Origin of the sequence: Sinorhizobium sp. 7-81, from assembly GCF_030124405.1 — a bacterium.
GTDB lineage: Bacteria > Pseudomonadota > Alphaproteobacteria > Rhizobiales > Rhizobiaceae > Sinorhizobium > Sinorhizobium psoraleae.
On record NZ_JASKLT010000010.1, the window covers coordinates 56,636 to 79,293 of the forward strand.

Annotated in this window: 23 protein-coding genes and 2 pseudogenes; 14 read left to right on the forward strand and 11 right to left on the reverse strand. The window is 59.7% G+C overall.

Annotated elements, in window-relative coordinates:
- Positions 1 to 103 precede the first annotated feature (103 nt).
- The 10 genes and pseudogenes from QN224_RS25630 (at position 104) to QN224_RS25675 (ending at position 7,878) form a co-directional block, all read left to right on the forward strand.
- The gene (locus QN224_RS25630) at positions 104 to 304 is read left to right on the forward strand and encodes a cold-shock protein (protein ID WP_173514037.1); all 201 of its coding nucleotides are present in this window, start codon (positions 104 to 106) and stop codon (positions 302 to 304) included.
- Positions 305 to 1,152: 848 nt separating this feature from the next.
- Entirely contained in the window at positions 1,153 to 1,827 is a 675-nt protein-coding gene (locus QN224_RS25635; RefSeq protein ID WP_283978912.1) for a hypothetical protein, read from the forward strand.
- Between the two features lie 331 nt (positions 1,828 to 2,158).
- Positions 2,159 to 3,115 (forward strand): AraC family transcriptional regulator, encoded by a 957-nt coding sequence (locus QN224_RS25640; RefSeq protein WP_283978913.1) that lies wholly within the window; start codon positions 2,159 to 2,161, stop codon positions 3,113 to 3,115.
- Positions 3,116 to 3,245: 130 nt separating this feature from the next.
- A complete protein-coding gene (locus tag QN224_RS25645) occupies positions 3,246 to 3,923 on the forward strand; it encodes a nitroreductase family protein (RefSeq protein ID WP_283978914.1) in 678 nt (225 codons plus the stop codon).
- Between the two features lie 34 nt (positions 3,924 to 3,957).
- Entirely contained in the window at positions 3,958 to 4,503 is a 546-nt protein-coding gene (locus tag QN224_RS25650) for a carboxymuconolactone decarboxylase family protein (protein ID WP_173514040.1), read from the forward strand.
- A 42-nt stretch (positions 4,504 to 4,545) separates the two neighbouring features.
- Positions 4,546 to 4,803 (forward strand): NAD(P)H-dependent oxidoreductase, encoded by a 258-nt coding sequence (locus tag QN224_RS25655; protein WP_283978915.1) that lies wholly within the window; start codon positions 4,546 to 4,548, stop codon positions 4,801 to 4,803.
- Positions 4,692 to 4,991: an NAD(P)H-dependent oxidoreductase gene (locus tag QN224_RS25660; RefSeq protein ID WP_283978916.1), complete on the forward strand. Its 300-nt coding sequence runs from the start codon at positions 4,692 to 4,694 to the stop codon at positions 4,989 to 4,991. Before QN224_RS25655 ends, QN224_RS25660 begins: the two co-directional genes overlap by 112 nt.
- A gap of 183 nt (positions 4,992 to 5,174) precedes the next feature.
- Positions 5,175 to 5,642 carry a DUF3788 domain-containing protein gene (locus QN224_RS25665; protein ID WP_283978917.1) on the forward strand — a complete coding sequence of 156 codons (468 nt, stop codon included), beginning with the start codon at positions 5,175 to 5,177 and terminating at the stop codon, positions 5,640 to 5,642.
- Between the two features lie 204 nt (positions 5,643 to 5,846).
- Complete coding sequence (locus QN224_RS25670) at positions 5,847 to 6,764, forward strand: NADP-dependent oxidoreductase (RefSeq protein WP_283978918.1); 918 nt, start codon at positions 5,847 to 5,849, stop codon at positions 6,762 to 6,764.
- A 482-nt stretch (positions 6,765 to 7,246) separates the two neighbouring features.
- Positions 7,247 to 7,878 (forward strand): annotated as a pseudogene (locus QN224_RS25675) (tyrosine-type recombinase/integrase).
- A gap of 290 nt (positions 7,879 to 8,168) precedes the next feature.
- Here the strand turns inward: QN224_RS25675 and QN224_RS25680 are convergent.
- Complete coding sequence (locus tag QN224_RS25680) at positions 8,169 to 9,065, reverse strand: LysR family transcriptional regulator (RefSeq protein ID WP_283978919.1); 897 nt, start codon at positions 9,063 to 9,065, stop codon at positions 8,169 to 8,171.
- Positions 9,066 to 9,200: 135 nt separating this feature from the next.
- Between QN224_RS25680 and QN224_RS25685 the strand changes: the two genes are divergently transcribed.
- The 3 genes and pseudogenes from QN224_RS25685 to QN224_RS25695 all read left to right on the forward strand — a co-directional run.
- Positions 9,201 to 10,187: an MBL fold metallo-hydrolase gene (locus QN224_RS25685; protein WP_173514044.1), complete on the forward strand. Its 987-nt coding sequence runs from the start codon at positions 9,201 to 9,203 to the stop codon at positions 10,185 to 10,187.
- A 127-nt stretch (positions 10,188 to 10,314) separates the two neighbouring features.
- Positions 10,315 to 10,938, forward strand: a complete 624-nt coding sequence (locus tag QN224_RS25690) for a pyridoxamine 5'-phosphate oxidase family protein (RefSeq protein ID WP_283978920.1) — start codon at positions 10,315 to 10,317, stop codon at positions 10,936 to 10,938.
- Positions 10,935 to 11,352 (forward strand): annotated as a pseudogene (locus QN224_RS25695) (DUF1348 family protein); the annotation flags it as partial. The gene QN224_RS25690 and the pseudogene QN224_RS25695, both read left to right, overlap by 4 nt.
- A 634-nt stretch (positions 11,353 to 11,986) precedes the next feature.
- On the opposite strand, the gene QN224_RS25700 reads toward QN224_RS25695, so the two are convergent.
- From QN224_RS25700 to QN224_RS25740, 9 genes are all read right to left on the reverse strand, one after another.
- On the reverse strand, positions 11,987 to 12,715 hold the full coding sequence (locus tag QN224_RS25700; protein ID WP_173514094.1) for an SDR family oxidoreductase: 729 nt from the start codon (positions 12,713 to 12,715) through the stop codon (positions 11,987 to 11,989).
- 24 nt (positions 12,716 to 12,739) lie between these two features.
- Complete coding sequence (locus QN224_RS25705) at positions 12,740 to 13,468, reverse strand: SDR family oxidoreductase (RefSeq protein ID WP_283978921.1); 729 nt, start codon at positions 13,466 to 13,468, stop codon at positions 12,740 to 12,742.
- A 25-nt stretch (positions 13,469 to 13,493) separates the two neighbouring features.
- Positions 13,494 to 14,564, reverse strand: coding sequence for a sn-glycerol-3-phosphate ABC transporter ATP-binding protein UgpC (locus tag QN224_RS25710; RefSeq protein WP_283978922.1), 1,071 nt, complete (start codon positions 14,562 to 14,564; stop codon positions 13,494 to 13,496).
- A 66-nt stretch (positions 14,565 to 14,630) separates the two neighbouring features.
- Complete coding sequence (locus QN224_RS25715) at positions 14,631 to 15,401, reverse strand: SDR family oxidoreductase (protein WP_283978923.1); 771 nt, start codon at positions 15,399 to 15,401, stop codon at positions 14,631 to 14,633.
- A gap of 1 nt (position 15,402) precedes the next feature.
- Positions 15,403 to 16,443: an NAD(P)-dependent alcohol dehydrogenase gene (locus QN224_RS25720; protein WP_283978924.1), complete on the reverse strand. Its 1,041-nt coding sequence runs from the start codon at positions 16,441 to 16,443 to the stop codon at positions 15,403 to 15,405.
- Positions 16,444 to 16,447: 4 nt separating this feature from the next.
- Positions 16,448 to 16,654, reverse strand: coding sequence for a DUF2160 family membrane protein (locus tag QN224_RS25725; protein ID WP_283978925.1), 207 nt, complete (start codon positions 16,652 to 16,654; stop codon positions 16,448 to 16,450).
- A 1-nt stretch (position 16,655) separates the two neighbouring features.
- On the reverse strand, positions 16,656 to 17,489 hold the full coding sequence (locus QN224_RS25730; RefSeq protein WP_283978926.1) for a carbohydrate ABC transporter permease: 834 nt from the start codon (positions 17,487 to 17,489) through the stop codon (positions 16,656 to 16,658).
- Complete coding sequence (locus tag QN224_RS25735; RefSeq protein WP_173514054.1) at positions 17,486 to 18,364, reverse strand: carbohydrate ABC transporter permease; 879 nt, start codon at positions 18,362 to 18,364, stop codon at positions 17,486 to 17,488. Before QN224_RS25735 ends, QN224_RS25730 begins: the two co-directional genes overlap by 4 nt.
- A 136-nt stretch (positions 18,365 to 18,500) precedes the next feature.
- The gene (locus QN224_RS25740; protein WP_283978927.1) at positions 18,501 to 19,931 is read right to left on the reverse strand and encodes an extracellular solute-binding protein; all 1,431 of its coding nucleotides are present in this window, start codon (positions 19,929 to 19,931) and stop codon (positions 18,501 to 18,503) included.
- Between the two features lie 243 nt (positions 19,932 to 20,174).
- Here QN224_RS25740 and QN224_RS25745 point away from each other — a divergent pair, with 243 nt between their 5' ends.
- Entirely contained in the window at positions 20,175 to 21,101 is a 927-nt protein-coding gene (locus tag QN224_RS25745) for an AraC family transcriptional regulator (RefSeq protein ID WP_173514056.1), read from the forward strand.
- A 703-nt stretch (positions 21,102 to 21,804) separates the two neighbouring features.
- Here QN224_RS25745 and QN224_RS25750 read toward each other — a convergent pair.
- Entirely contained in the window at positions 21,805 to 22,485 is a 681-nt protein-coding gene (locus QN224_RS25750) for a DUF2161 domain-containing phosphodiesterase (RefSeq protein WP_283978928.1), read from the reverse strand.
- Positions 22,486 to 22,658 lie beyond the last annotated feature (173 nt).

Genomic DNA, 22,658 nt, shown 5'->3' on the forward strand with positions numbered 1-22,658 from the left:
TGGTTTCAAGTGTCGCTCGAGGGCAAACGGAGGTATTGCGGCCACCGCCTCGCGCCTATAGGTTTTCGCCCATCGTCCATCGCTGAATTCTGGAGATCAAATCATGGCGAACGGCACAGTCAAATTCTTCAACAACGACAAGGGGTTCGGCTTCATCACGCCCGAAAATGGTGGAAGCGACGTATTCGTCCATATTTCCGCAGTGCAGGATGGCGCTCTGCGCGACGGCCAGCGCGTCAGCTACGACTTGGGTCAGGATCGCAAGACCGGCAAATCCAAGGCAGAAAACGTCCGCGTGCTTTAATACATTCTCCGAGCGCCTGGCACATCCTGGCGCTCGTACCTCCCTTATCACGCGGATCTAGCGTCCTAACTGACTTCAGCGCCGCGGTAGCTTTGGAAATCACGGTCTTGAAGGGTGTCGAACCGCGGACCCTGTTTGTCAGAGGCTGGCAGTCGTAAGCGAGATCGGCCAAATGCGTGCCGCGACGCCCGGCCGCGTCTGATTAAGCCGGCACCATCATCGCTCTCGACTAGAACTCCACGGTAGATCGTACCGTGAAAAGCCCTGCGCGGACGGCGCGGACATCAAGGTCAGCAATCCGGCCGGCATCCCGGCCGACTTCGTCCCCTTCATCAAGGCATTGGTTTCGATATCAATTGCACAGTCACTTCATGCGACTGACGGAACCTTGAACGCCCCTTGTGCTGGACCGGACCCTGACACCTGTTAGCGCGATCAGGCGCCGCCGCCCGCGGGTCCTCTCATAGGCAAGCGCGTCCGCGGCTCCGCAATAGCCCGGTATAGGGGTCGGTGAAAAGTGTGGCCTAGCGGGACGGGTTGACGCATTGGTGTCCAAACAGCGCATCGCCCGATTTTTCGGCTGAAGTCCAACCGCCCACAATAAGACGTGGTTCCCGGACGACGAACCATGCTGAACTTCATCGCTTTCGCCCCTTTGCACTTCGAGCTGCGGGGAAACCGAAGGCAATGTTCGTAGGCTGCAGCTTCCCCTCGCGAATCTGAGAGGAACGAGAAACCCAGTCGAGAACGGCCGGTTTGCATTCAACTCTACTATTCACCGATAATGTGATGTCTTCGGCACGACCGCCATGTTACGAGGCCTCTGAACAACGCAATGAGATGCCCCAATGCTTCCCTGGATTCACCTTGATCGCGCGACCATTCCCGGTGATGTCGGCGAGCTGCGCCTGAAGCAGCGCGGTAGCGAATTTTCGATCATGCTCGGCTCGACGGAGCTCATGAACAGTAGGCTAAGCGCCTCGGAAGAGGCACTGGCAGCGCTTAGCTGCGAGCGGATTGCGGGCCGGAAAAACACCAGCATGCTCGTTGGCGGCCTCGGCATGGGGTTTACATTGCGGGCCGCTCTGAGCGTGCTTCCTCAAGACGCCCATGTCGTTGTCGCCGAACTCGTTCCCGCTGTCGTCAAATGGGCGCGCGGACCTTTGGCAGATCTCCACGACGGCACACTCGACGATCCACGTGTCGATATCCATCTCGGTGACGTCGGCGTGCTCATCCGGTCGAAGAAGGCCGCATATGATGCGATTCTGCTTGATGTCGACAACGGCCCCGATGGGCTGACGCGCACCTCCAACGACAATTTATATAGCCATGACGGTCTTCGGGCCGCCAAAACTGCCCTCCGCTCGAACGGTGTGCTTGCCGTTTGGTCATCCGCGCCGGATCGCGCTTTCACGCGCCGATTGCGTGAGGTTGGCTTCGCCACCGACGAAGTGAGCATGCGCGCCAACAGTAAGAACGGTGGTGCCCGCCATGTATTGTGGATTGCGACCAGGCGCTAGCACCAGCTCCATAACATCATAGTCAGGACGACGACTTCAAGAACTCTAGAGACAACCAGCTTTCCGAAAGCCTACCATGCTTCACGGATATCCGACGAGCCAGCTCGAGCAGCACGTCAGGCGGAACGCGCATCGTGACGGCACATCGATAGAGTCGATAGTCGGACGTTATGGCGACGTCTGATACAGCCCCCTGTTCCGATCAGGGGGCGCTCGGTGGTTCGCTCATGATCTAGGCCCGGCACGGAGCCAGGTTTGGAAACGTGGCGACAAGTAGAACCAATGCACAATTGCGATAAGATGTTTCATCATTTCCGGTTCTTGAGATCCAATGTCTGAAGTCGATTGGTTAAGTCATCTCCTGCAAATCGTCACTGTAACCGGTCAGCTCGAGGTCCGCTGTGCGTATGGCGCGCCATGGCGCGTTGCCTGGGGCGAGGCCGCGGCGAACGAAATCCCCTATCACATCATAGTCAAGGGCCGCGCCATTATCGAGGATCCGGAGACGCGAACAGCGCGAGAGCTGGTGAGTGGAGATATCGTGCTCTTGCCTCACGGTGCTGCGCATGTGCTGCACGACGGTAGTGGGCAAACACCTATCCGTACCCGGCAACACCGGGGGTCTGGCGGATGGATGCTGAGCGAGAACGATAGCCAGGGCGAGCAACTCGATCTGTTGTGTGGTCGATTTTTCATCGCGCCGCCCCATGATCGACTGATCCGCAACTACATGCCCGCAAATCTGGTGACGCGGGCTCTGAACGGTGATGAAGAAGATGGATTGGGCTCCGCCTCCAACCAGTTGGCCAGCCTGGTGAGGCTGATGCGAATGGAGTCTTCCAGGGACAAAGCGGGAGGGCGTGCCATCCTCAACGCACTTTCTTCGGCCCTATTCACCCTGGTATTGCGCGCGGCAAGCGAAGCAGACAGCGCACCCGAAGGGTTGTTGGCCCTGGCCGGCCATCCGCGCCTGGCTCCGGCAATTGCGGCGATGTTCGCCGATCCAACGCGGTCTTGGAAACTTCCTGAATTGGCGGACCTGTGCAGCATGTCGCGCGCTACGTTTATGAGGCATTTTCAAGCCCGGCTAGGCTGCTCCGCCCTTGATCTGTTGACCGATCTGCGCATGAGTCTGGCCGCCAACGAATTGAAAAAGCCAGCGATCAGCACAGAGGCTGTGGCCGACATAGTTGGATATCAATCTGTTTCGGCATTCCGGCGTGTGTTTGCCGAAAGGATGGGGATGACGCCCGGGGAGTGGCGCCGACTGGCGCACAATCGCGCGTAGCGTCGGGCCCCTCCAGACTTATATGGTAATGCTTGATCCTTTCGAGCATCATATTGAGCTACTTCAGTCTCGAAATTTTCACCCGTGGTCGTAAATTCGGTTCCGTAATCACTTGATGAGGAGCCACCCAATGAACTGCATCAGCATCGCCCCTGCACCCCAGCCTTCCCATTCGCCCACGAGGCCGGTGGCGACGAACGCCGTCATCGACACAATCCTGAGCCGCAGCGCCGCCAAGTACTACGACCCAGCCGCCACCTTGAGCGACGATCAGATTCGCGACCTGGCGCAGATCGGCACGTCCGCGCCAACATCCTTCCACCTGCAGAACTGGCGGTTCATCGCAGTCCGCACAGCCGAGGCCAAGGCCCGGTTACGTCCGATCGCCTGGAATCAGCCCGCGATCACCGACGCCGCCGTTACCTTCATCATCATCGGCCAGTTGGCCGATGCGAGCACCGTCCCTGCGCGTCTGGCGCCGGTGGTGGAAGCCGGCATCATGCCGGCGCACCTGGTGCCGGAATGGGAAGCACCCGCTCGCGGCCTCTATGATGATCAGCCCCAGAGGCAGCGCGACGAGGCCGTACGTTCTGCGACCTTTGGCGCCGCGGCGATTATCTATGCGGCCCGCTCACTCGGCTTGGGTTCGACGCCGATGATCGGGTTCGACGACGAAGCCGTGCACCGCGAGTTCGGCCTCGCCGACGACGAAATCCCGGTGATGCTGCTGACCGTAGGGCCAGAGCGCGCCGGCAACTGGCCGCAGAAGCCGCGCATGCCCGTGGCCGACGTGCTGGACTTCGCATAACTCTCAATCAATCCAGAAACTTATGGAGTTTAAGATGCCAAGAGCTGCTGCTCTGAGGCCGGAACAAGTGCCGGCTGCTTCTCAACCGACCCTCGATGCGTTCACCAGGAGCATCGGGTTCACCCCAAATATGATGGCGACCTTCGCGGCGAGCCCGATCGCGTTCAACGCATGGGCCGCACTGCTGGGCGCCCTGAGCAAGGCGCTCGACGTGAAAACGCGTGACAGCATCGGCCTCGCCGTTTCCGAAGTGAATGGCTGCGACTACTGCCTGACGGTTCACAGCTTCACGGCCGAGCATATGGCCAGGTTGCCGGCAGATGACATCATTCTCGCTCGCAAGGGCCATGCCCGCGATCCGAAGCGGGATGCCGCCGTCCAGTTTGCACGCAAAGTCATCGAGACCCGCGGCAAGGTCGCCGACGCCGATGTGAAAGCCGTCCGCGATGCGGGTTACACGGATGCGAACGTCATCGAGATTGTAGCGCTGGTCGCGATGTACTCCCTGACGAACTTTTTCAATAACGCGTTCGACCCGGAAAAGGACTTTCCCGCCGTAACGCCGGCCGGCTCGATCTGAGCTTTGCCCCGTCGCAACCTCTCGAAGTCATTGGGATCGATCATGAACATTCTCCATATTGATAGCGGTCCGCGTCGAGAATCGCATAGCCGAGAGCTTTCGGCTGCGATCGTCGAAAAGCTTCTCGAGGTTGCGCCCGGGGCAAACATCAGCCGGCGTGATCTGGGGACCGAACCCTCGCCCACGCCGTGGCCGATTATGCGGTCGCGCTATCGACGCCGGCCACATTGGCGGCCCCTCCGAAGGGTTCTCTGGATGTTGCCGAAGCGCTTATCCGGGAAGTCGAAGCGGCCGATGTAATTGTCATCGGAACGCCCATGCACAATTTCACCATTCCTTCGGTCCTCAAAGCGTGGATCGATCAAATCCTGCGCGTCGGTCGCACGATGAAGTCGACGCCGGCCGGGAAGGTGGGAATGCTCCGGGACCGCCCGGTTTTTATCGGCGCCGCTTCCGGCGGCGTCTTTACCGGTGACCGAGCAAACTAACCCGATTTTCTTACGCCGTATCTGTAGCCGGCACTCAGCTCGATCGGGCTGAAGACCCAGCCGCCATGCCCGCCTGCTGGGCGGAGTGTCGACTGGAACGCTCTGAGGGCGCGCCGCAAGCTCTTGGCACGCCCGCATCTTAACCCTCCGACCTCCGCCGGACCGTGAACACGAGGCCTTCAGATGATTTTACCAACCAGTACGCTTCCCCAAATCGGCGACAGGATCACCGACAAATCAGCGCCGCCCGATGACAGCGCCGTCCGCGAATGGATCAGAGCAGAGGCATTCGAGCATTGGCCCGAATTGCGGAGCTGGATCGACGAATTCTACCCTGGAGTATTCGCGCCGGACTGGCTCTACGGTGGCAAGAACCGCGGTTGGTCCTTGCGCTACAAGAAGACCAAGGCGTTCTGCACCCTGGTGCCGGGATACCGGCGCTTTTCGGCTGTCGTGGTCATGGGGAGAGCAGAACGAGAGAAGTTCGAGGAGCGGCGTTATGTCTGGCGTCCGCAATTGTTCAAGCTCTACGATGAAGCGAAAACCTACATTGACGGGAAATGGCTGACCGTTGCCATCTCATCGCCAGACGATCTGCATGATGTGACGGATCTTTTGACGATGAAGCGCCCGCCACCGTCGCGCGGTTGAATGTCACGGGGATCCTGGGTTCCGCAAAATCGGTGCGGTGGTCCCAGGAATCCGAGCAGATGTCTCGTCGGCATCACACAGCAATTCGACATCAAGGTCGTCGCGGAAAGGCGTCGAACCGATAGCTCGCTGCGCGAGAGATCGAAAAGGCTTTCCGCGCCTGCCATTTATCCTGAACCAACAAATGACTGAGGAGACATTTCCATGAAAGCGATAGTAGTAACGGACCAGGCTGCGGGAACTGCCGGAATGAAGCTGGTGGAGCGACCCGAGCCGCAGGCAGCAATAAATGACGTCGTAGTTCAGGTCCATGCGGCGGGGTTCGTCAACACCGAACTGGATTGGCCTTCGACCTGGACCGATCGGGCCTTCCGTGACCGGACGCCATCGATCCTCGGCCATGAGCTGGCCGGTGTGATCACTGCGCTGGGCTATGGCACCACGGGGCTGTCGATCGGTCAGCGGGTATTCGGCCTGTCGGATTGGTATCGCGACGGCACACTCGCTGAATACGTCGCCATGGAAGCCCGCAACCTCGCGCCATTGCCCGGCGACGTCGACTTCACTGTGGGCGCAAGCCTGCCAATATCCGGCCTGACCGCATGGCAGGGACTGTTTCAGCATGGCCGCCTTCAGGCGGGACAGAGCATCCTCGCACACGGCGCGGCTGGCGCCGTCGGCTCGATCGTGACGCAGCTCGCGAGGGAAGCCGGCGCCTATGTCATCGGCACCGGACGCGCCGCTGACCGCCAGAAGGCTCTGGACTTCGGTGCAAATGAATTCGTCGATCTTGCAAACGACACCCTGGAAGACGTCGGCGGCGTCGATCTGGTATTCGACGTTATCGGCGGCGATGTCCAGAAGCGGTCCGCAGCGCTGATCCGGGCCGGAGGAACGCTTGTGACAGCCGTCGGACCGACGGATATTCGACCTGCTGATGGCCTCACGGTCGACTTCGTCGTCGAGGCTGATCGTGCCCAGCTATCCGAGATCGTTCAGCGGGTCCGGGACGGAAGACTGCGGACGAACATCGGCAAGGTTTCAAGTCTGGATGATGCGGTCGCCACCTTCAATTCGACGGAGCGGCGCGCGGGAAAGACGGTCATCCGCGTTCTCCCGTGAGGACTCGGCGAGAATGAGGACATTCGCGGGGCACTTGAAGCTGCCGCATCTTCCTGACGGATTGGCCTCCACGCGCACTCCTTGGAGGGGTTCCCCTAAGGAGTGCGCAGTGCACACACGCTGCGCATTCCTAGCGCCTCACGTTCGCTTACCCGCTCGTAGGGCCTTAGTCGTTCAGCGTTTTGCAGAGGCTAGGGCATCTCTCACGCCCGATATTGCAAAGAGGCTACTGACCGTCCTCGGTGGCTTGGCCGACCTCGGCGACAGACACAGCGCAGTGCTGAAACAAACTGATGCTTGCAAGTGAGTGCAAGGCAGGGCTTAGCGTTGCGTCAACCACGACAAGATGGCCGACTGCTTTCCGCCGACGGCAACTCTCTCCGGAATTGAGTAGAGAAGCGGACAGTCAGCTTCCGGCCCCCGTCGTTCCTTGAGCTCACGCGTTTTTCCTACCGGCCAATGGTGGCCGAAGGAGAACTCAAATGGGTATTGCAAAATACGATCCTGCCGCACTGGGCCGTCCGGCATGGAACTCTGGCCGAAAGGTTGGCGTCAAGAAGCCGCTGAAGCAGCGCCAGATTTGGGCGATTCGCTTCTTCCTCGACCGGGAGGGCCGCATGCGAGATCGCGCTCTGTTTGACCCCGCAATCGACAGTAAGCTTCGCGGCTGCGATCTCGTTAAAATCAAAATCGGCACTCTCGTAACAGGGACAGAAATCTGAACCCGTGCCATGGTCGTCCAGCAAAAGACTGGCCGTCCGGTGCAGTTCGAGATCACGGCGGACGTTAGGGCTAGTCTGCTTGCATGGCTTGAACGAAGAGGTGGAACAGTTGACGACTACGCCTTCCCCAGTCGGGTCGATCATAGCGATCATCTGAGCACTCGCCAGTTGCCCGATTGGTGGACGAGTGGGTAACTGCAGTTGGGCTACGACGCGAAGACTATGGCACACACTCGCTTCGGCGCACCAAAGCCGCAATGATCTACAAGGCGACAGGCAATCTTCGCGCGATTCAAATCCTATTGGGGCACACCAAGATCGAAAAGACGGTCAAATACCTCGGCGTGGACATTGAGGATGCACTGGAACTAGCTGAGCACACTGAGATTTGAGCGCGTGCGGCCCCGCGCACAGTGGGGCTGCATGTGTAGGGAGAAATGTCTCAATTCTGTCTTTTGCAATCGAGCGGCCCATGTCGGTCATAGAGGCAAATCATCGGCCTGCCTAAAGGCAGACATCGTCCTGGCAGCGGCGTCGTCGCCTTTGCGCCAAAGCGGAAATAAACTCGCCGGTGGCGGATGTCCGATTCCGGTCCGCAAGGGCCAGCGGTCGTTAATGCAAGACGGTCGATTACCAGTGAGCCTGACCGCCATCAATAGAGGCGCCACCGACAGCCGGAACGCTAGGATGCCATCTGCGCGCGCAGGCGGGGGCCGATCCAGTCAAGGAAGCACCGCACCTTCAGCGGCATGGGATCGGCTGGTCCATGGATAACGTTCACCGGCAGCGGTTCCGGTGCGAATTCCGTCAGCAATTCCTGCAGCGCGCCGGAGCGCAACTGGTCGGAGATCTGGTAAGACAGCACGCGGATAATGCCGATACCGGCCAGTGCACCCTGAATGGCAGCCTCTGTCGTATTGACCGCGAGTTTGGAGGGCGGCTCGACGGCAAAGGCCGCACCGTCCCGGCGGTAGCGCCATTCCGGCGCGGTCGCGAAGCCCTGGAAACTTATGCCGTCGTGTTGGGCGAGGTCATCCGGATGACGCGGCACTCCTCGGCGGTCGAGATAGTCGGGGCTCGCGCAGATCACCCGGCGGACGGCGCCCACGCGCGTTGCGATAAGCGCGCTGTCCGCCAGATGCCCGATGCGCAGGGCCACATCGACGTGCTCATCCGCGAGACTTAACTGCCGATCGACCAGGGTCAGCCGCAGGTTGATATCGGGTTGCTCCTTCAGGAATTCCAGCGCAATTGGCAGCAGATGGCGCTCGCCGAAGACAATCGGTGCGGTCACGTGCAGCCCGCCACGCAACGCACCATGATCGCCGCTGGCCTGCCGCTCCGCCGCGTCCAGTTCCTCCAGAATGCGACGTGACGCGGCGACGAAGGCGCGCCCCTCCTCCGTCAGGACGAGGCCCCGGCGAGTGCGCAGGACCAAGCGCACACCAAGGTGCTTTTCGAGATCGGCGACCTTGCGGCTGACCGTGGCGAGCGGTGCATTCAGCAGCCGCGCCCCGGCAGAGAGGCTGCCGGCGTCGACCACCGCTAACAGCACCGACATTGCTTCAAACCGATCCATCGAATCCTTCCGGAAATTGAGAGGAAAGTTCCCGAATGGGCAGGATATCCCATTGGTTGTGGATATCATAGCTTTCGGGTCGTCCAGGGGCGCTGCCCGGCTCCCCGCATTGCCGATGATCAGGAGGAAGACCTCATGCCTCAACTTTCACGTCGTGCCTTTGCAGGCGCTCTTCCACTCGGCCTCCTCGGGGGAAGCCTGCTCGGGGGAGGACTGATCGGTGGCGCGCCCGCGCTTGCCGCGACGCAAGTTACCGCCAAGTCGCCTGTCAGCGTTACGCCGCTCGCGCAGATCCGCATCGGTCGCTTCACGGTGACGGCCTTGACCGATGGCTATGCCGATATGCCCTACGACTATTTTCCGGGACGCGCCGCGGCCGAGGTCGAGCAGGCGGCAATCGCGCAGTTCACCGCCCGGCCGAGTGGGGTGCGGTTCCTCTTCAACCAGTATCTCGTCGAGGATGGCGAGCGCCGCATCCTGATCGATGCCGGGCCAGCGGGCTCGATCGGGCAGACCGGCGAACTGCCGCAGGCGCTCGGCGCGCTCGGCCTGCAGCGCGACCAGATCGACGCGGTGATCGTGACGCATATGCATCAGGACCACATGGGCGGTCTGATCGTCGGAGGCAAGAACAACTACCCCAAGGCGGAGCTCTACATCGATCGTCGCGACGTCACCCATTGGACCGACCCGGCCAAGCGCAGCGGCGCGCCCGATTATCTGCAGACCAGCTTCAAGATGGCGGAAGACGTTGTTCGCCTTTATCCGAAACTGCAAGCAATTGACGGAGAGCGCGAAATTGTGCCGGGCGTCTCGATTGTCGACCTCACCGGCCATACGCCCGGCCATATCGGCGTCCGGGTCGAAGATGGCGGACAGAGCCTCATCATGGTTTCCGATATGATCTTTCCCGTCGTCCATCCGGGGGCGACCGATGTTTTCTTCCTGTTCGAGCAGGATCCTGCAGCGGCCAAAGCGATGCGCGACCGGTTTTTCCCTCGCGCCGCTTCGGAAGGCGCGCTCATCGCTGCCACGCACATGCCTTTCCCCGGGCTCGGCCGTGTCGTCGCCGATCGTGGGGAGGTGCGTTGGCAGGTCGCAGACTGGGCCTTGCAGGACTGATGTCCGCTCTCGGCGATCTTACGGGGAGAAATTGCCAAGCAGTGATTTCGGCTAGCCAAAGATAGATCCGGACTCGCACCGTGAGACAAAGATGCGAGTCTGCCTGTTCCACGCACGGAGATTAGGCATGCCATATCATTTCCTGGAGGTTGCTGTGACGCGGAGCGTCGGAGCCGCTCAGGCGGACATGGGCGCGGACCAGATCTGGCTGGGCGCTGACAGCCGCCCTTCAGACACGTTCACAGAAGACGAGACCGCCTTCATCGCCTCACGTGACAGCTTCTATATGGCATCGGTCTCCGAGACAGGTTGGCCATACGTTCAACATCGTGGGGGAAAAGTCGGCTTCCTCAAGGTCGTCGATCAGCGAACACCGGCCTTCGCCGACTACCGAGGTAATCGTCAGTACATCAGCGCCGGCAATTTTGCGGCTAACGATCGGGCCTGCCTGTTCCTGATGGATTATGTGCGGCGGGCCCGGCTCAAAATCTATGCGCATGTGGAGCGACTGGCGCTTGATGCCGACCAGGAACTCACGGATCTGGTGTCCGACGTGAACTACAAAGGAAGGGCAGAACGGATCTTCAGGCTTCGGCTCGAGGCGTTCGATTGGAATTGCCCACAGCACATCATCCCGCGCTACACCGAGCAGCAGGTTGAACAAGCTTTCTCTCCCCTTCGTGAGCGACTGCAGCGATTAGAAGCCGAGAACGCGACCTTGCGCGCGCGGTTGGAGAACCCTGAAAGATGACCGAAGCTCAACGACCACCCCTTCCCCCTTTTACGCTTGAAAGCGCAGTCGAGAAAGTCAGGCTTGCTGAGGACGGCTGGAACAGTCGCGACCCAGCGCGGGTCGCTTTGGCTTATACTGTAGATAGCCAGTGGCGTAACCGCGCTGAATTTATTACCGGGCGGGAGCGATCATAGCGTTTCTTTCGACAAAATGGCGGCGAGAGCTGGATTACCGGTTGATCAAGGAACTCTGGGCCTTTGGCGGCAACCGGATTGCCGTTAGGTTTGCATACGAGTGGCATGATGACAGTGGGAACTGGTTCTGATGCAAAAGCGCTATGCCTGCACCAACGACCTACCTGTCCGCGCCGAGGACCGCTGCTTCCACTGGCCGCTTGGTCGCAGGCCAGATGATCATCCCGGACTTAGTGAATTCGCATTTAGTTCAGAGCCTACCCAGCGCCTCGTCAGGTGCCAATCGGGTCCGTCGAGGAACCAATATCCGTCCCTCGGTTTCGGGAGTACTGCGGGGCCTGGGCGTAAAGTGTACCTGCCGCCGGCTTGCGAGTAGTCTTTCCAGATAGGCCGAGTGTGTTTGCGCGCCACGCCTGGACCTCATGTCCACGCGCCATCGGGCCCATAGCCAACGCAATGTGAGGCTGGATGTCACCGCGTGCCGAGGGTTTCAATTGCGATACGCATGGACCCTCAGTACACCATGCCGTAGCGAATGTCCGGTCGTTGCAATGCTGACCCTATACCGGCCGGTCGGGTGTCGGCCCGCCGCTGACAGCTTCGCGCCCCATACTGGTCATCGAGCCACCTGTCGCTGTTGCTGCAAAGGGACGCAGTGACAACGCGGGCCGCAGTTGCGCCCCCATTTCGGACGTTTGCACTATTGACCGCACGTCGCAAAAGTGGACGTCGCGTCGTTCCGACAAACTTGACGCGACGACGAGAATTCCTAGTCGACAGAAATGCATCCCGGTGCGATCGTTTGTTTGTTATCGCAGACCTATGGCGTGAAGCCCGGAATTGACCTCCCGCAACGACTTGGTATTCCTTACCTACACGTCGAAATTTGTCGGCAAGACAATCATGTCCCGGATCGTGACGTTTCGGGGGCGGGTCAGCATGAAGATAATGGCATCGGAGACCTCTGAGGGCTCGATCAGACTTCCATTAGCTTTTGCCTTCTCAAGGTTTTCCGCGGGCCAATCGGCAAGCAGAGCGGAAACGACCGGACCAGGCGAGACCTGGCTGACCCTGATGCCGTGGTTTTTCAATTGCCGGCGCATGATTTGGACGAAACTGGTAATCGCCCATTTGGAGCTGGAATAGACCGGCTCCCACTGAATCGGCGCGTGGCCCGCTACGGAGCAAGTGACCAAAATGTCCCCGGTTCCGCGCTCCATCATATGCGGAACGATGTCGCGGACGTTCTTCATGACGGCGTTTACGTTGAGATTCAGCATCCGATCCATCGTCGCGGTATCGGTATCGATAAGATTCCCGCCAATGTATGACCCTGCATTGCAGTGCAGGATGTCGACGTGATCGACCTTTGCCAGGATTTCCGGCACCATGGCCGCACAACTTGCGGCGTCCAGAAGATCGGTGACCTGTGTGACTACGGCGTCGCCGAACTCGGCAGCGTACGTTTCCAGCGCCTGTCTGTTGTAGTCCACCATCACGACCTTGGCGCCGGCATCGATCAGGGCGCGGGTCGTCGCCAGCCCGATACCGGAAGCTGCACCGGTGACCGCAGCGATCTTTCCTTCGAGTAGTTTAGTCATCATCTTGTCTCGCCTTTTTGACTTTCAGACAGCAAGGAAGCCGCCATCGACTGGCAGGACTGCGCCACTGATCATGGGCGCGTCCTCTGAAATAAGCAGTGCGATCGAGCGTGCGACATCGTCGACCTCGGCAAAGCGCGCCATGGGGTGGCGAACAATCATGGGGTCACGCTTGGAAGGCTCGGACCACGCCTTCGCGGCAAGCTCCGTCATGGTAACCGTAGGCGCCACGGCATTGACCCGGATTCCATAGGGACCGAGTTCCTTGGCCATGACACGTGTCGCGCCTTCCAGTCCCGCCTTCGAAGCGGCGTAAGCCACGTGATCCACGAAACCACGATGTCCGGCGATCGAGGTCACATTCACGATCGTACCGCCGCCGCCGTTTGAAATGCGAGCCCGCGCGAACTCCTGCGCACAAATCAGCGCGGCCCGCAGGTTGATGCCGAGGACCTGCTCATAGCCCTCCTCCGTCATATCGATGACGCTTTCAAGCACGTTGGTTCCCGCGCAATTGATCAGCGCGTCTGCCAGTCCCGCTTTCTTCATGGCGGCGCGTGCTGCTGCATTGTCGGCGAGATTGACTGATATTACGGTCGCGCCGAACTTTGCCGCAAGATCATCAAGATCGGCCTGCGAACGCGACAAGCCTACGATTCGTGCGCCACGGTGGGTGAGCAGTTCAACGCAGGCGCGACCGATACCCTTGCCAGCACCCGTGATGATTACCGTTTTTCCTGTAAAGTTCGACATGGTTGATCCTTCCGATGCCTGTTGCTCAGAACGGGAGTCTTTGCTCGGTTTGCTTGTCGAACACATGAGCCGCGGCAGGATCGACGTCGAGCCGTATCCTGTCGCCCGGCTTCAGCGCGTGGCGCTCGCGAAAGGCGCACAAGACCCGCTTGCCCGCCAATTGGGCTGCCAGGAGAATTTCGGCTCCCGTCGGCTCGATCAACTCGACAGTTGCCGGTACGCCCGTATCGCCATTCGACAGTATCCACTGGTCAGGACGTACCCCGTATATCACCTCCTTGCCGTTACTCGCCCGCGTGCCTTGTGGAAGGGGAAGGGCCGACCCTTCAGCGAGCCGCGCTGAGTTCAAAGAGAGATCGATTGTGGCCGGTAGCATGTTCATCGCCGGCGATCCGATGAAGCCGGCGACGAAGGTATTTGCCGGCCTGTCGTAAAGCTCTAGTGGCGCACCGATCTGCTCCACCTTGCCGTCACGAAGCACTACAATGCGGTCCGCCATTGTCATGGCTTCAATCTGGTCATGCGTGACGTACACGGAAGTAGCGCCGAGGCGCTGGTGAAGAGCTTTGATCTCAGAACGCATATCTACGCGCAACGCGGCGTCCAAGTTTGACAGCGGCTCGTCGAAAAAGAAAGCCTTTGGGCGGCGAACCATCGCGCGCCCCATGGCAACACGCTGCCGCTGGCCTCCAGAGAGCGCCTTCGGATATCGGTCGAGATAGGGCGTAAGCCGCAACATCTCGGCAGCCTTGTCGACCTTCGCGTTGCGATCCGCAAGATTTTCGCCGCGCAACTTCAGTGCGAAGGCCATGTTCTCCCGAACGGTCATATGCGGATAGAGCGCGTAGTTCTGGAACACCATCGCCACGTCACGGTCCTTGGCGGCGATGTTGTCGACGCGATGTCCGCCAAGTTTGATCGTGCCGCCGGTGATCTCCTCAAGGCCGGCAAGCGATCGCAGCAGCGTGGATTTGCCGCAACCGGAGGGACCAACCAGTACGACGAACTCACCGTCGGCTATATCGAACGAGATCTCGCGCAGTGCGTGATAGGAGCCGTAATGCTTGTCGACCTGGTCGAGCTCGATCGTCGCCATGTATCAATCCTTAGTCAGTTGTGGCGGCATGGCCGCCGATCATTCGGGACGGGTCCACGGGCAGCTTCACCATGAGGTGTATCCTGCATCCGCAACGACGATGCTGCCGGTCATCAGGCTGGCGGCATCGGAGGCCAGGAACAGGACGACAGACGCAATTTCCTCGACTTCGCCCATGCGCTTCATCGGCGTCATGTACATCCAGTCCTTGTCCCACCCGGTCCTCTCGATGGCGGTCTTCGTCATGTCGGTCGCGATATAGGTCGGCGCGACGGCGTTGACGCGGACGCCCCGTTCGGCCCATTCGGCTGCAAGCGACTTCGTCAGCATGTGAACGGCACCCTTCGAGGCGTTGTAACCCGCTTGCGGCTGCGGCCGGTTGGCGATGATTCCGGACATCGAACCGATATTGACGATCGAGCCCTTGCCCGCCTTCAGCATCAGGTTTCCGAAGGCGCGATTGCTCCAGAACACGCCGTTGAGGTTCACGTTTGCGACTCTCAGCCAGTCCGCATCGGACATCTCCTCCGCCGGGCTGTGCGAAGCGATGCCGGCATTGGCGACCAGAATGTCCACGCGACCAAGCTTTGTCGCGATCGCCGCCGCGACACGGTCGGTTTCGCCGGAATCGGTCACGTCGAGACGAATGAATTCGGCCTTTCGCCCGATCGCGGCGAGCTTCGAGACGGCTGACTGACCGAGCGCTTCATCAAGGTCAGTCAGCACGACATGCGCGCCGGCTTCCGATAGGGCATCAGCGCAGGCATAGCCGATGTTGCGCCCCGCGCCGGTGACGACCGCCACTCTTCCACTGAGATCTAACTTCCGCAGGTACATGCTACCTCCCAAGCTCGATCTGGATCTTCACGGAGGACGGCTTCGGTCGCACGGCGTAATCGAACGCTTCGACAGAATCCTCGAAGGCGTAGGTATCGGTGACCAGCGCATCGACGTTGATCAGGTTCGATCCCAATAGCGCGACGATGCGCGGGTAGACATGCGCGTAGCGGAACACGTGTTCGATGCGCAGTTCTTTGGTCTGGGCGATGACGACATCGAGCGGGGCCGGCTTCAGGGGCATGCCGACAAAGACGATGGCGCCGCCGGGGCAACCATGGTGCACCGTGTCTGCGATCACTTCGGCCGCACCGGAACATTCGAAGATGACATCGACGCCCCAGCCGTCGGTTTCGCGGGCTATGACACTCTTCAGGTCCTGCGAGCGGACGTTGACGGTCATGATGGCAGGGCCGAGCCTGCGCGCCACGGCAAGCTTTTCGTCGACAACGTCGGTAACGATAACTCTGGCGCAGCCAGCCGACAGCGCCGCGATCGCTGTCACCATGCCGATCGGCCCGGCACCCGTGACCAGCGCGATCGCACCGGGCGTCAGCCTCGCCTTGGAGACTGCTTGAAAGCCTACAGCCAGCGGCTCGACCATGGCGCCAGCGGCGTAGGAAACATTGTCCGGAAGCTTAAAGGTGAAGGCCGCCGGGTGGACCACGCTCGGTCTCAGTACGCCATGCACCGGCGGCGTCGCCCAGAAGCGCACCGCGGGATCGAGATTGTAGAGACCCAGCCGCGAAGCGCGACTTTGAGGGTCGGGAATGCCGGGCTCCATGCAAACGCGGTCGCCCACTTTCAGGTTCTGGACCGCGCTGCCGACCTCTTCGATGATGCCGGCGGCTTCGTGGCCGAGGATCATCGGCTCGCGCACAACAAAAGGGCCGATCGCGCCGTGGGTGTAATAGTGAACGTCCGATCCACAGACGCCAACGGTCTTGATGGCAATGCGCACGTCGGTGGGACCGAGCACCTCCTTCGGGTCCAGGTCGCGAATGCGCAGTTCGTCTTTGCGTTCGAGGACGAGCGATCTCATGTTTTCAGCCCTTTCGGATAATGAACACGGCCAGCGCCAGGCAGAGCACCGTCGCCACCCATAGGGGCAACACGCCCTCCAGCAAGCGCATCCATAGAAGATGCACCAGGATCAGGATCACGACCGAGATGAAGCCCCTGTCGAAGCCGTTGGTTCGGATCGGCAGGAATCCGTCGCGTTCGGTTTTCTGGGGTTGAATGCCAGCCATCATCTTACCCTTTCAATGCGCCGAACGTCAGGCCAGTCACGATGTGCTTCTGGACGAAGCCGAGCACGATTAAGGCCGGGAGCGTGGTCAGGAACGCCATCGCCGCCATCTCGCCCCAGTTCGTTCCGGTGACCGAGACATATTCAGCAAGCGCTGTCGTCACGGTCCTTGCGTCAGCCGACGACGTTAGGGTCGCTGCGAATAGGTACTCGTTCCAGGCGAAAATCCAGGTCAGGATGAAGGTGACGGCCAACCCCGGCCGCGCCAGCGGCAGGATGACGTTGGACAACACTTGGCCGGTTGTCGCACCATCGACCCGCGCCGCTTCGTCAAGCTCCAGCGGAATCCCGTCGAGCATGCCCTTCAAGAGCCAGATGGCGAAGGGCAGGTTGAAGACGCAATACAGCAGGATCAGGCCAATCTTCGTGTCGAACAGCATGAAATCGCCGAACACGAACCACTTGGTGAACAGCAGGAAGAGCGGCAGCAGGAACACGGCGGGCGGCGCCATGCGGTTGGTGATCAGCCAGAAAAACACGTTGTCACCGCCGCTGATTTTGTAACGCGACAGCCCGAACGCCGCGAGCAGGCCGAGCGCGCACACCAGCGCTGCGTTCGATGTCGCCACGATCAGCGAATTCCAGAGATACTCCAGGAAGGTCGAGCTATTCAGCACCGCCAAGAAATTGTCCCAGTAAAGATCGTCGATGAGGAACGACTTCGAATAAAGCTTCACGCGGGGGCGCATCGAAACTATCAGCATCCACCAGACCGGAAGCAGTGTCAGAATGGTCAGACATATCCAAAGGAGGAAGGATGCTATACCGGAGCGTCTCATTGTGCGCCTCCCTTGCGGCCGGTCATGGCGACGAACAGCAGCCAGCTCAGAACGATCGTGACGTAAAGCGTCAGCAGCGACATGGCCGCGCCGTAGCCGTAATCGGTCTTCGGAAAGACGTTGATCCAGATATGAAGTCCGATGAACCGGGTCGCCTCAGCCGGACCACCCTTGGTCAGCATCCAGATTTCGTCGACCGAGCGCAACGCGTCCATCAGCCGGATGAAGACGGTTGTCAGCAGCACCGGCTTCAACATCGGAACGATCACGTACCAGAAAATCTGCAGCTTGTTGCCGCCGTCGATCTGCGCCTGTTCGAGCGGTTCTTTCGGCAAGGCGGTCAGTCCCGCCATAAGCGACAGCGTGACGAACGGCGTCCAGTGCCACAGGTCCATGATGATCGCCGTTGCGAAGGCGTGATAGGCATTGGTCGAGATGTTGTAGTCGATGCCGAACCACAGTTTAAGGTAATAGGGCACGATGCCGAAGCCCGGAACGCAAAGCAGCCGCCAGGTAGCGCCGACTGCAATGGGCGCGACAACGATCGGCAATGTGTGGATAGTGCGAAAGAACTGCCGGCCCCACAGGCGGTCTGCCATCAGCGCGCGGGCCAGGACATAGCCTAACAACAGTTCGCTCACAACGACGAAGAAGGCGAAAACCAGCGTGCGCGCAAGCGAGTTCAGGAATGTCGTGTCAAAAACGAGGCTGCGATAATTCTGGAGGCCGGCCCAGCGCAGGGTGGGATCGACTGCGTTGGTGTTCCAGTCGAAGAAGCCGACATAGAGAATGTAGATGAAGGGAACGAATCCGACAACGAACAGGATTAGCGTGGCTGGTGCTAGAAACAGCCATCCGATGTTGGATTGTCTCATCCTGCGCTCCGTCAGATCGTGCTTGAGTCTTATTCGCCCGACTACCAGCGTCGCGGTCAGGCCCGCGAAACCGCAGTCAGGAAAGGGGCGGCCACCTTGCTGAAGGCGACCGCCAACCGCCGGGAGGTGCGGTCTTTTACTTGCGGTAGCCGAGCTTCACGAGTTCGGCTTCGGCTGCGGTGGCGGCCTGGTCCAGCGCATCGTCCGGCTTGATCTCACCGACGATCGCTTTGTAGATGAACGGCGCGACTACCTGCAGAACTTGCGAATGGAACGGGAACGGCGGAGCTCCGGCGAACAGCTTTCCATCCTCACGCATCTGCGTGTAGTAGCCGTTCATCTTCTTGTCCTGATCGGCGATCTTGGGATCGTCGTAGGTCGAGTTCATGACGATGCGGGAGCCGGCCAGCGCCCAGTCGGTCTGCACTGAAGCCTGCCCGATATACTGCAGGAATAGCAGCGACGCGTCCTTGTTCTTGGACGAGTGCGGGATCCCGAACGCGCCACCATCGTAGTAGCCGATATATCCTTTGCCGGATTCGGCGGCCTCCATGACACCCGCCTCAACCGGAGGCAATGACACTCCCACCTTGCCGACGACGGTCGATTTGCTTTCGTCGGTAGCGATCCACGCAGCGTTTTCACCGTAGACGAGGCCTTGGGCTGCGCGGCCGGCGGCAAATGTCCCGGCAACCTCGTCCCAAGTGGATGACGTCGATTCCGGCGGCGCATATTTCAGCAGGCCGACCCAGTAGTTAAGCGCCTTCTTCGCGGCGGCCGAGTTCATCTGGCCGCCGTTAGCTTCGGTCGCCGCGAAGGTCGTGCCATCGATGCCCCAGTTGTACACGCCGAAGGTCGGCGCGATCGACTCGAAGAATTCGTAGAAGGCGGCGGGGTGGCTCGACGAGGCCTGTACGGTGGTTCCCCAGAGCTCCTTGTCTGCGCCGTATTCGGTGAAGAACTTCGCGATCTGGGTATACTCCTCATGCGTCGTCGCGGGCTTCAGATCCGCGCCGGTGGAATCCTTGTAGGCTTTCTGGATCGCCGGATCATCGAAAAGATCCTTGCGGTAGAGGTAAGGCTTGATGAATGCCTCCATGGGGACACCCATGACATTGCCCGACTTCGGATCCTTGAAATAGTTCACGAAAGTGGTGAAATGCTCCGGCTTGAAGTCCGGCGAAGCGATCTTTGCATTATCGGCGAGCGACTTGGTGATATCGACAAGGAAGTTGCGGGCCAAATACGTATATACGATGTCCTGCTCGATATAGACGAAGTCATAGATGCCGGTATTGGCCTCCATGTCCTTGATCGCCTTGTCGTACATCTGATCCCAAGATGTGGCCTCGAATTCCACCTTGATGCCGGTCTCTTCGGTGAATTTCGGACCGAGTACCTGCTCGACATATTTCGACGCTGGGGTCGATTCCGAGATGCCCCGGATGGTCGCGCCCTGATAGGGCTGGGCGGCAGTTTTCCACCAGGAATCCTGAGCAAGAGCGGTCGAGCTCCAAAGGCCAAGCGAGATAAAGCCGACGCCCACGGCTTTGACAAAACTGTTCATTGTTCTCCTCCATTTGGATCGCAAAATCGGTCCGGTTGTGCGTTCTAAACTCTCCTCCGACACGCTCAACGGACCTCAATAGTTGTAGAAAGAAAGGGTGGACACAAGCGCGGTCGTTGCGCGATACTGATACTCTCATGCGCGAAATCTCGAATTCACGCATGAAATCTTGTGTGCGTTGCACAATCTAGTATTACTTGTCAGCGTAACGAGGATGCCGGGAAGCACGGGAGGACGTCCGCAATGTCAGTTGTTTCGCCGACGGTCGCGAGATTTGAATATGTCTTGACCGGCGCGGACGAGTCTTTCCTCTGGCGCCGCGACGACTATCCATGGGAACGCAACGTCTGGAATTTCCACCCGGAGGTGGAGATCCACTACATTCCCAACGCCAGCGGCGTCCTACTTGCAGGCGATCATGTCGGCGCGTTTTCGCCGGGCCATATTTCCGTCATCGGCAGCAACCTGCCGCACGACTGGGTGACGCCGCTCGGACCGGATGAGCGCATTCCAGGACGCGACATCGTCATCCAGTTTCTGCCGGCCAAGCTGGAGCAGGCTTCGGCCTTCCTGCCGGAACTGGCGGGGCTGCGTGATTTTCTCACCCGCGCGCAGCGGGGGCTCTCCTTCAAAGGCCGGGCGCGGGAACAGGCCGAGGCGCTGATACTCGACATGGAGTTCCAGACCGGCTCGGTGCGGCTTTCGACCTTCCTGTCATTGTTGTCGCTGCTGCGAGACACGGACGAGTTCGATACGCTGTCTTCAGAGGCCTATGTGCCGGACCTGAGCTATGGCTCGCTCGAAACCCTGCAACAGGTTTTCGCGTATATCTTTGCCAATCTATCGGAAGATATCCGGTTGCCGGACATGGCTCGCATGGTCGGGATGAGCGACAGCGCTTTCTCGCGATTCTTCAAGAAGAACAGCGGCCACAGCTTCACCGACCACGTCAACAAGCTTCGTATCTGGAAGGCGGGTCAGCTATTGACCGATACCTCTCTTCCGATAACGGACATCTGCTTCGAGGTGGGCTATCGCAATCTGTCAAATTTCAACCGGGTGTTTCTCCGCCACCACAACCTAACACCGACAAAATACCGGAAACTGTCCACCAACCGCAGAACCGTTCCGTTGCCTCAGACAGCGACAGACCATATTCCTGTGCAGTGAGCCTAGCGATTAGTCGAGGATACTTCGCTCGGCGGGAAGGTGAATTTTCTCCTCGCAACTTCATTATGCCTAGACTCAGGCCTACTCCTTTCGGACGCGACGAGCCGTCAATGAGTTCGCATTTCGAAATCGGGAGGGCATATAAGTACTCGGCAATAGGCCCCCTCGGCAATGAGTGCATATTCGCCGCGGGACGTCGATGGCAAGAGCACGGCGCCCACTCGCTACGCAGGACAAAAGCGTCCATAATGAACAAGGCGACTGGCGATTTACATGCCATGTTGATTTTCCTCGGCACACCGAAATCGAGAAAAAGTTTTGCTACCTTGGCGTCGACGTCGAGGACGCGCTGGCTCGCCGAGTCGACCGAGGTCTAGCCGAGCGGCCAAAGAACCGCCGAGCGCGCAATGGGTTCGGACGGGTAACTTAATGAGCTCTCTTCCGCTTTGCATTATCGCCACCTGGAAGCTGCCAGTCCGGTCTCGGCCCCAATTGAAACACTCGGATCATACTGGCCAAGTATCCGCTCCTGACGCTTCATGGGGTCAAGGGCTATAACGCGAACTCTCCAGCCGACTGAGACGACCCGGAGGCCGGCAACATGCCGCCCGGTCCGGATGTCTCAATCCCTCGCCTTGAGGGGACTCGAACTACAGGCCATGTTTTCGATTGAGCGGCGTAAAGCTCTATTGTGGAACAAAAATCACGCCTGGACGGCTATTGTCGCCTGCATGTCCTGCTGCGGCCATCGCTGCAGTGCTTCCCGTCCAGCGTCTGTCAAGCCGTAGACGCCTCTGTCGAGCCGTTCAAACCAGCCATAGACATTCGCAAGCAAGATCTTCCCGGCATCCGGTATGTTGAATCTGATTTCACGCACGCGCAGCGGTCCTGATGCCAGCGCTACCGCACAGCCGAGCGCCTGCTGGCGGTACGCGGTCATGACAGGCGCGCGTGTGCTCCCGCCTACTGCCGGATCGCCGCGTCGCCTCTGGTGTTCACGCATGAGTCTCGAACGCCGTTTCGGATTGGTTCGCGGCATCGGCGATACGGAGCCGACAATAACGCTGACGTCGCCGGTATCGGAAATGCCGAGCATGCCGATCCCGAGCCGGCGGCAGAGATCGCGGTAGCGTTTGTCGGCCTCGCGACCTTTGCCCTTGGCCGAGACTCGCGCCGCGATCCAGACCTCGTCGGCGACAGCTGCACGATCGACGGCCTGCAGTATGAGCTCCAGATTGAAGCTCAGTTTTAACTCGCAGATCACGACCACAGGCGGATCGCCGTCGCTCAAGCCGACGAGATCGCAGCCGCCAACTTCGCCCTTGACGACGTAACCTGCCTTTTCGAGAAAGCCTTTGACGGGCAGATAAAGCGAAGTTTCCATATGCCTGCAGATTTAAGCGAAGAATCGTTCCATAAACTACACCGATCCGTCGGGACGGGACATCGCATCTATCGCCGCCAACGCGATTACGGTTGGGCTGTGGAGACAGCCCCCCAATGCATCCCTGCGACGATCGGCCAGGACTTCGCCGCGGCATTGGAACGATGCTCTTG

Coding starts and splice junctions, on each gene's coding strand:
- QN224_RS25630 (WP_173514037.1), top strand. CDS start 104: ATGGCGAACGGCACAGTCAAATTCTTCAACAACGACAAGGGGTTCGGC.
- QN224_RS25635 (WP_283978912.1), top strand. CDS start 1,153: ATGCTTCCCTGGATTCACCTTGATCGCGCGACCATTCCCGGTGATGTC.
- QN224_RS25640 (WP_283978913.1), top strand. CDS start 2,159: ATGTCTGAAGTCGATTGGTTAAGTCATCTCCTGCAAATCGTCACTGTA.
- QN224_RS25645 (WP_283978914.1), top strand. CDS start 3,246: ATGAACTGCATCAGCATCGCCCCTGCACCCCAGCCTTCCCATTCGCCC.
- QN224_RS25650 (WP_173514040.1), top strand. CDS start 3,958: ATGCCAAGAGCTGCTGCTCTGAGGCCGGAACAAGTGCCGGCTGCTTCT.
- QN224_RS25655 (WP_283978915.1), top strand. CDS start 4,546: ATGAACATTCTCCATATTGATAGCGGTCCGCGTCGAGAATCGCATAGC.
- QN224_RS25665 (WP_283978917.1), top strand. CDS start 5,175: ATGATTTTACCAACCAGTACGCTTCCCCAAATCGGCGACAGGATCACC.
- QN224_RS25670 (WP_283978918.1), top strand. CDS start 5,847: ATGAAAGCGATAGTAGTAACGGACCAGGCTGCGGGAACTGCCGGAATG.
- QN224_RS25680 (WP_283978919.1), bottom strand. CDS start 9,065: ATGGATCGGTTTGAAGCAATGTCGGTGCTGTTAGCGGTGGTCGACGCC.
- QN224_RS25685 (WP_173514044.1), top strand. CDS start 9,201: ATGCCTCAACTTTCACGTCGTGCCTTTGCAGGCGCTCTTCCACTCGGC.
- QN224_RS25690 (WP_283978920.1), top strand. CDS start 10,315: ATGCCATATCATTTCCTGGAGGTTGCTGTGACGCGGAGCGTCGGAGCC.
- QN224_RS25700 (WP_173514094.1), bottom strand. CDS start 12,715: ATGACTAAACTACTCGAAGGAAAGATCGCTGCGGTCACCGGTGCAGCT.
- QN224_RS25705 (WP_283978921.1), bottom strand. CDS start 13,468: ATGTCGAACTTTACAGGAAAAACGGTAATCATCACGGGTGCTGGCAAG.
- QN224_RS25710 (WP_283978922.1), bottom strand. CDS start 14,564: ATGGCGACGATCGAGCTCGACCAGGTCGACAAGCATTACGGCTCCTAT.
- QN224_RS25715 (WP_283978923.1), bottom strand. CDS start 15,401: ATGTACCTGCGGAAGTTAGATCTCAGTGGAAGAGTGGCGGTCGTCACC.
- QN224_RS25720 (WP_283978924.1), bottom strand. CDS start 16,443: ATGAGATCGCTCGTCCTCGAACGCAAAGACGAACTGCGCATTCGCGAC.
- QN224_RS25725 (WP_283978925.1), bottom strand. CDS start 16,654: ATGATGGCTGGCATTCAACCCCAGAAAACCGAACGCGACGGATTCCTG.
- QN224_RS25730 (WP_283978926.1), bottom strand. CDS start 17,489: ATGAGACGCTCCGGTATAGCATCCTTCCTCCTTTGGATATGTCTGACC.
- QN224_RS25735 (WP_173514054.1), bottom strand. CDS start 18,364: ATGAGACAATCCAACATCGGATGGCTGTTTCTAGCACCAGCCACGCTA.
- QN224_RS25740 (WP_283978927.1), bottom strand. CDS start 19,931: ATGAACAGTTTTGTCAAAGCCGTGGGCGTCGGCTTTATCTCGCTTGGC.
- QN224_RS25745 (WP_173514056.1), top strand. CDS start 20,175: ATGTCAGTTGTTTCGCCGACGGTCGCGAGATTTGAATATGTCTTGACC.
- QN224_RS25750 (WP_283978928.1), bottom strand. CDS start 22,485: ATGGAAACTTCGCTTTATCTGCCCGTCAAAGGCTTTCTCGAAAAGGCA.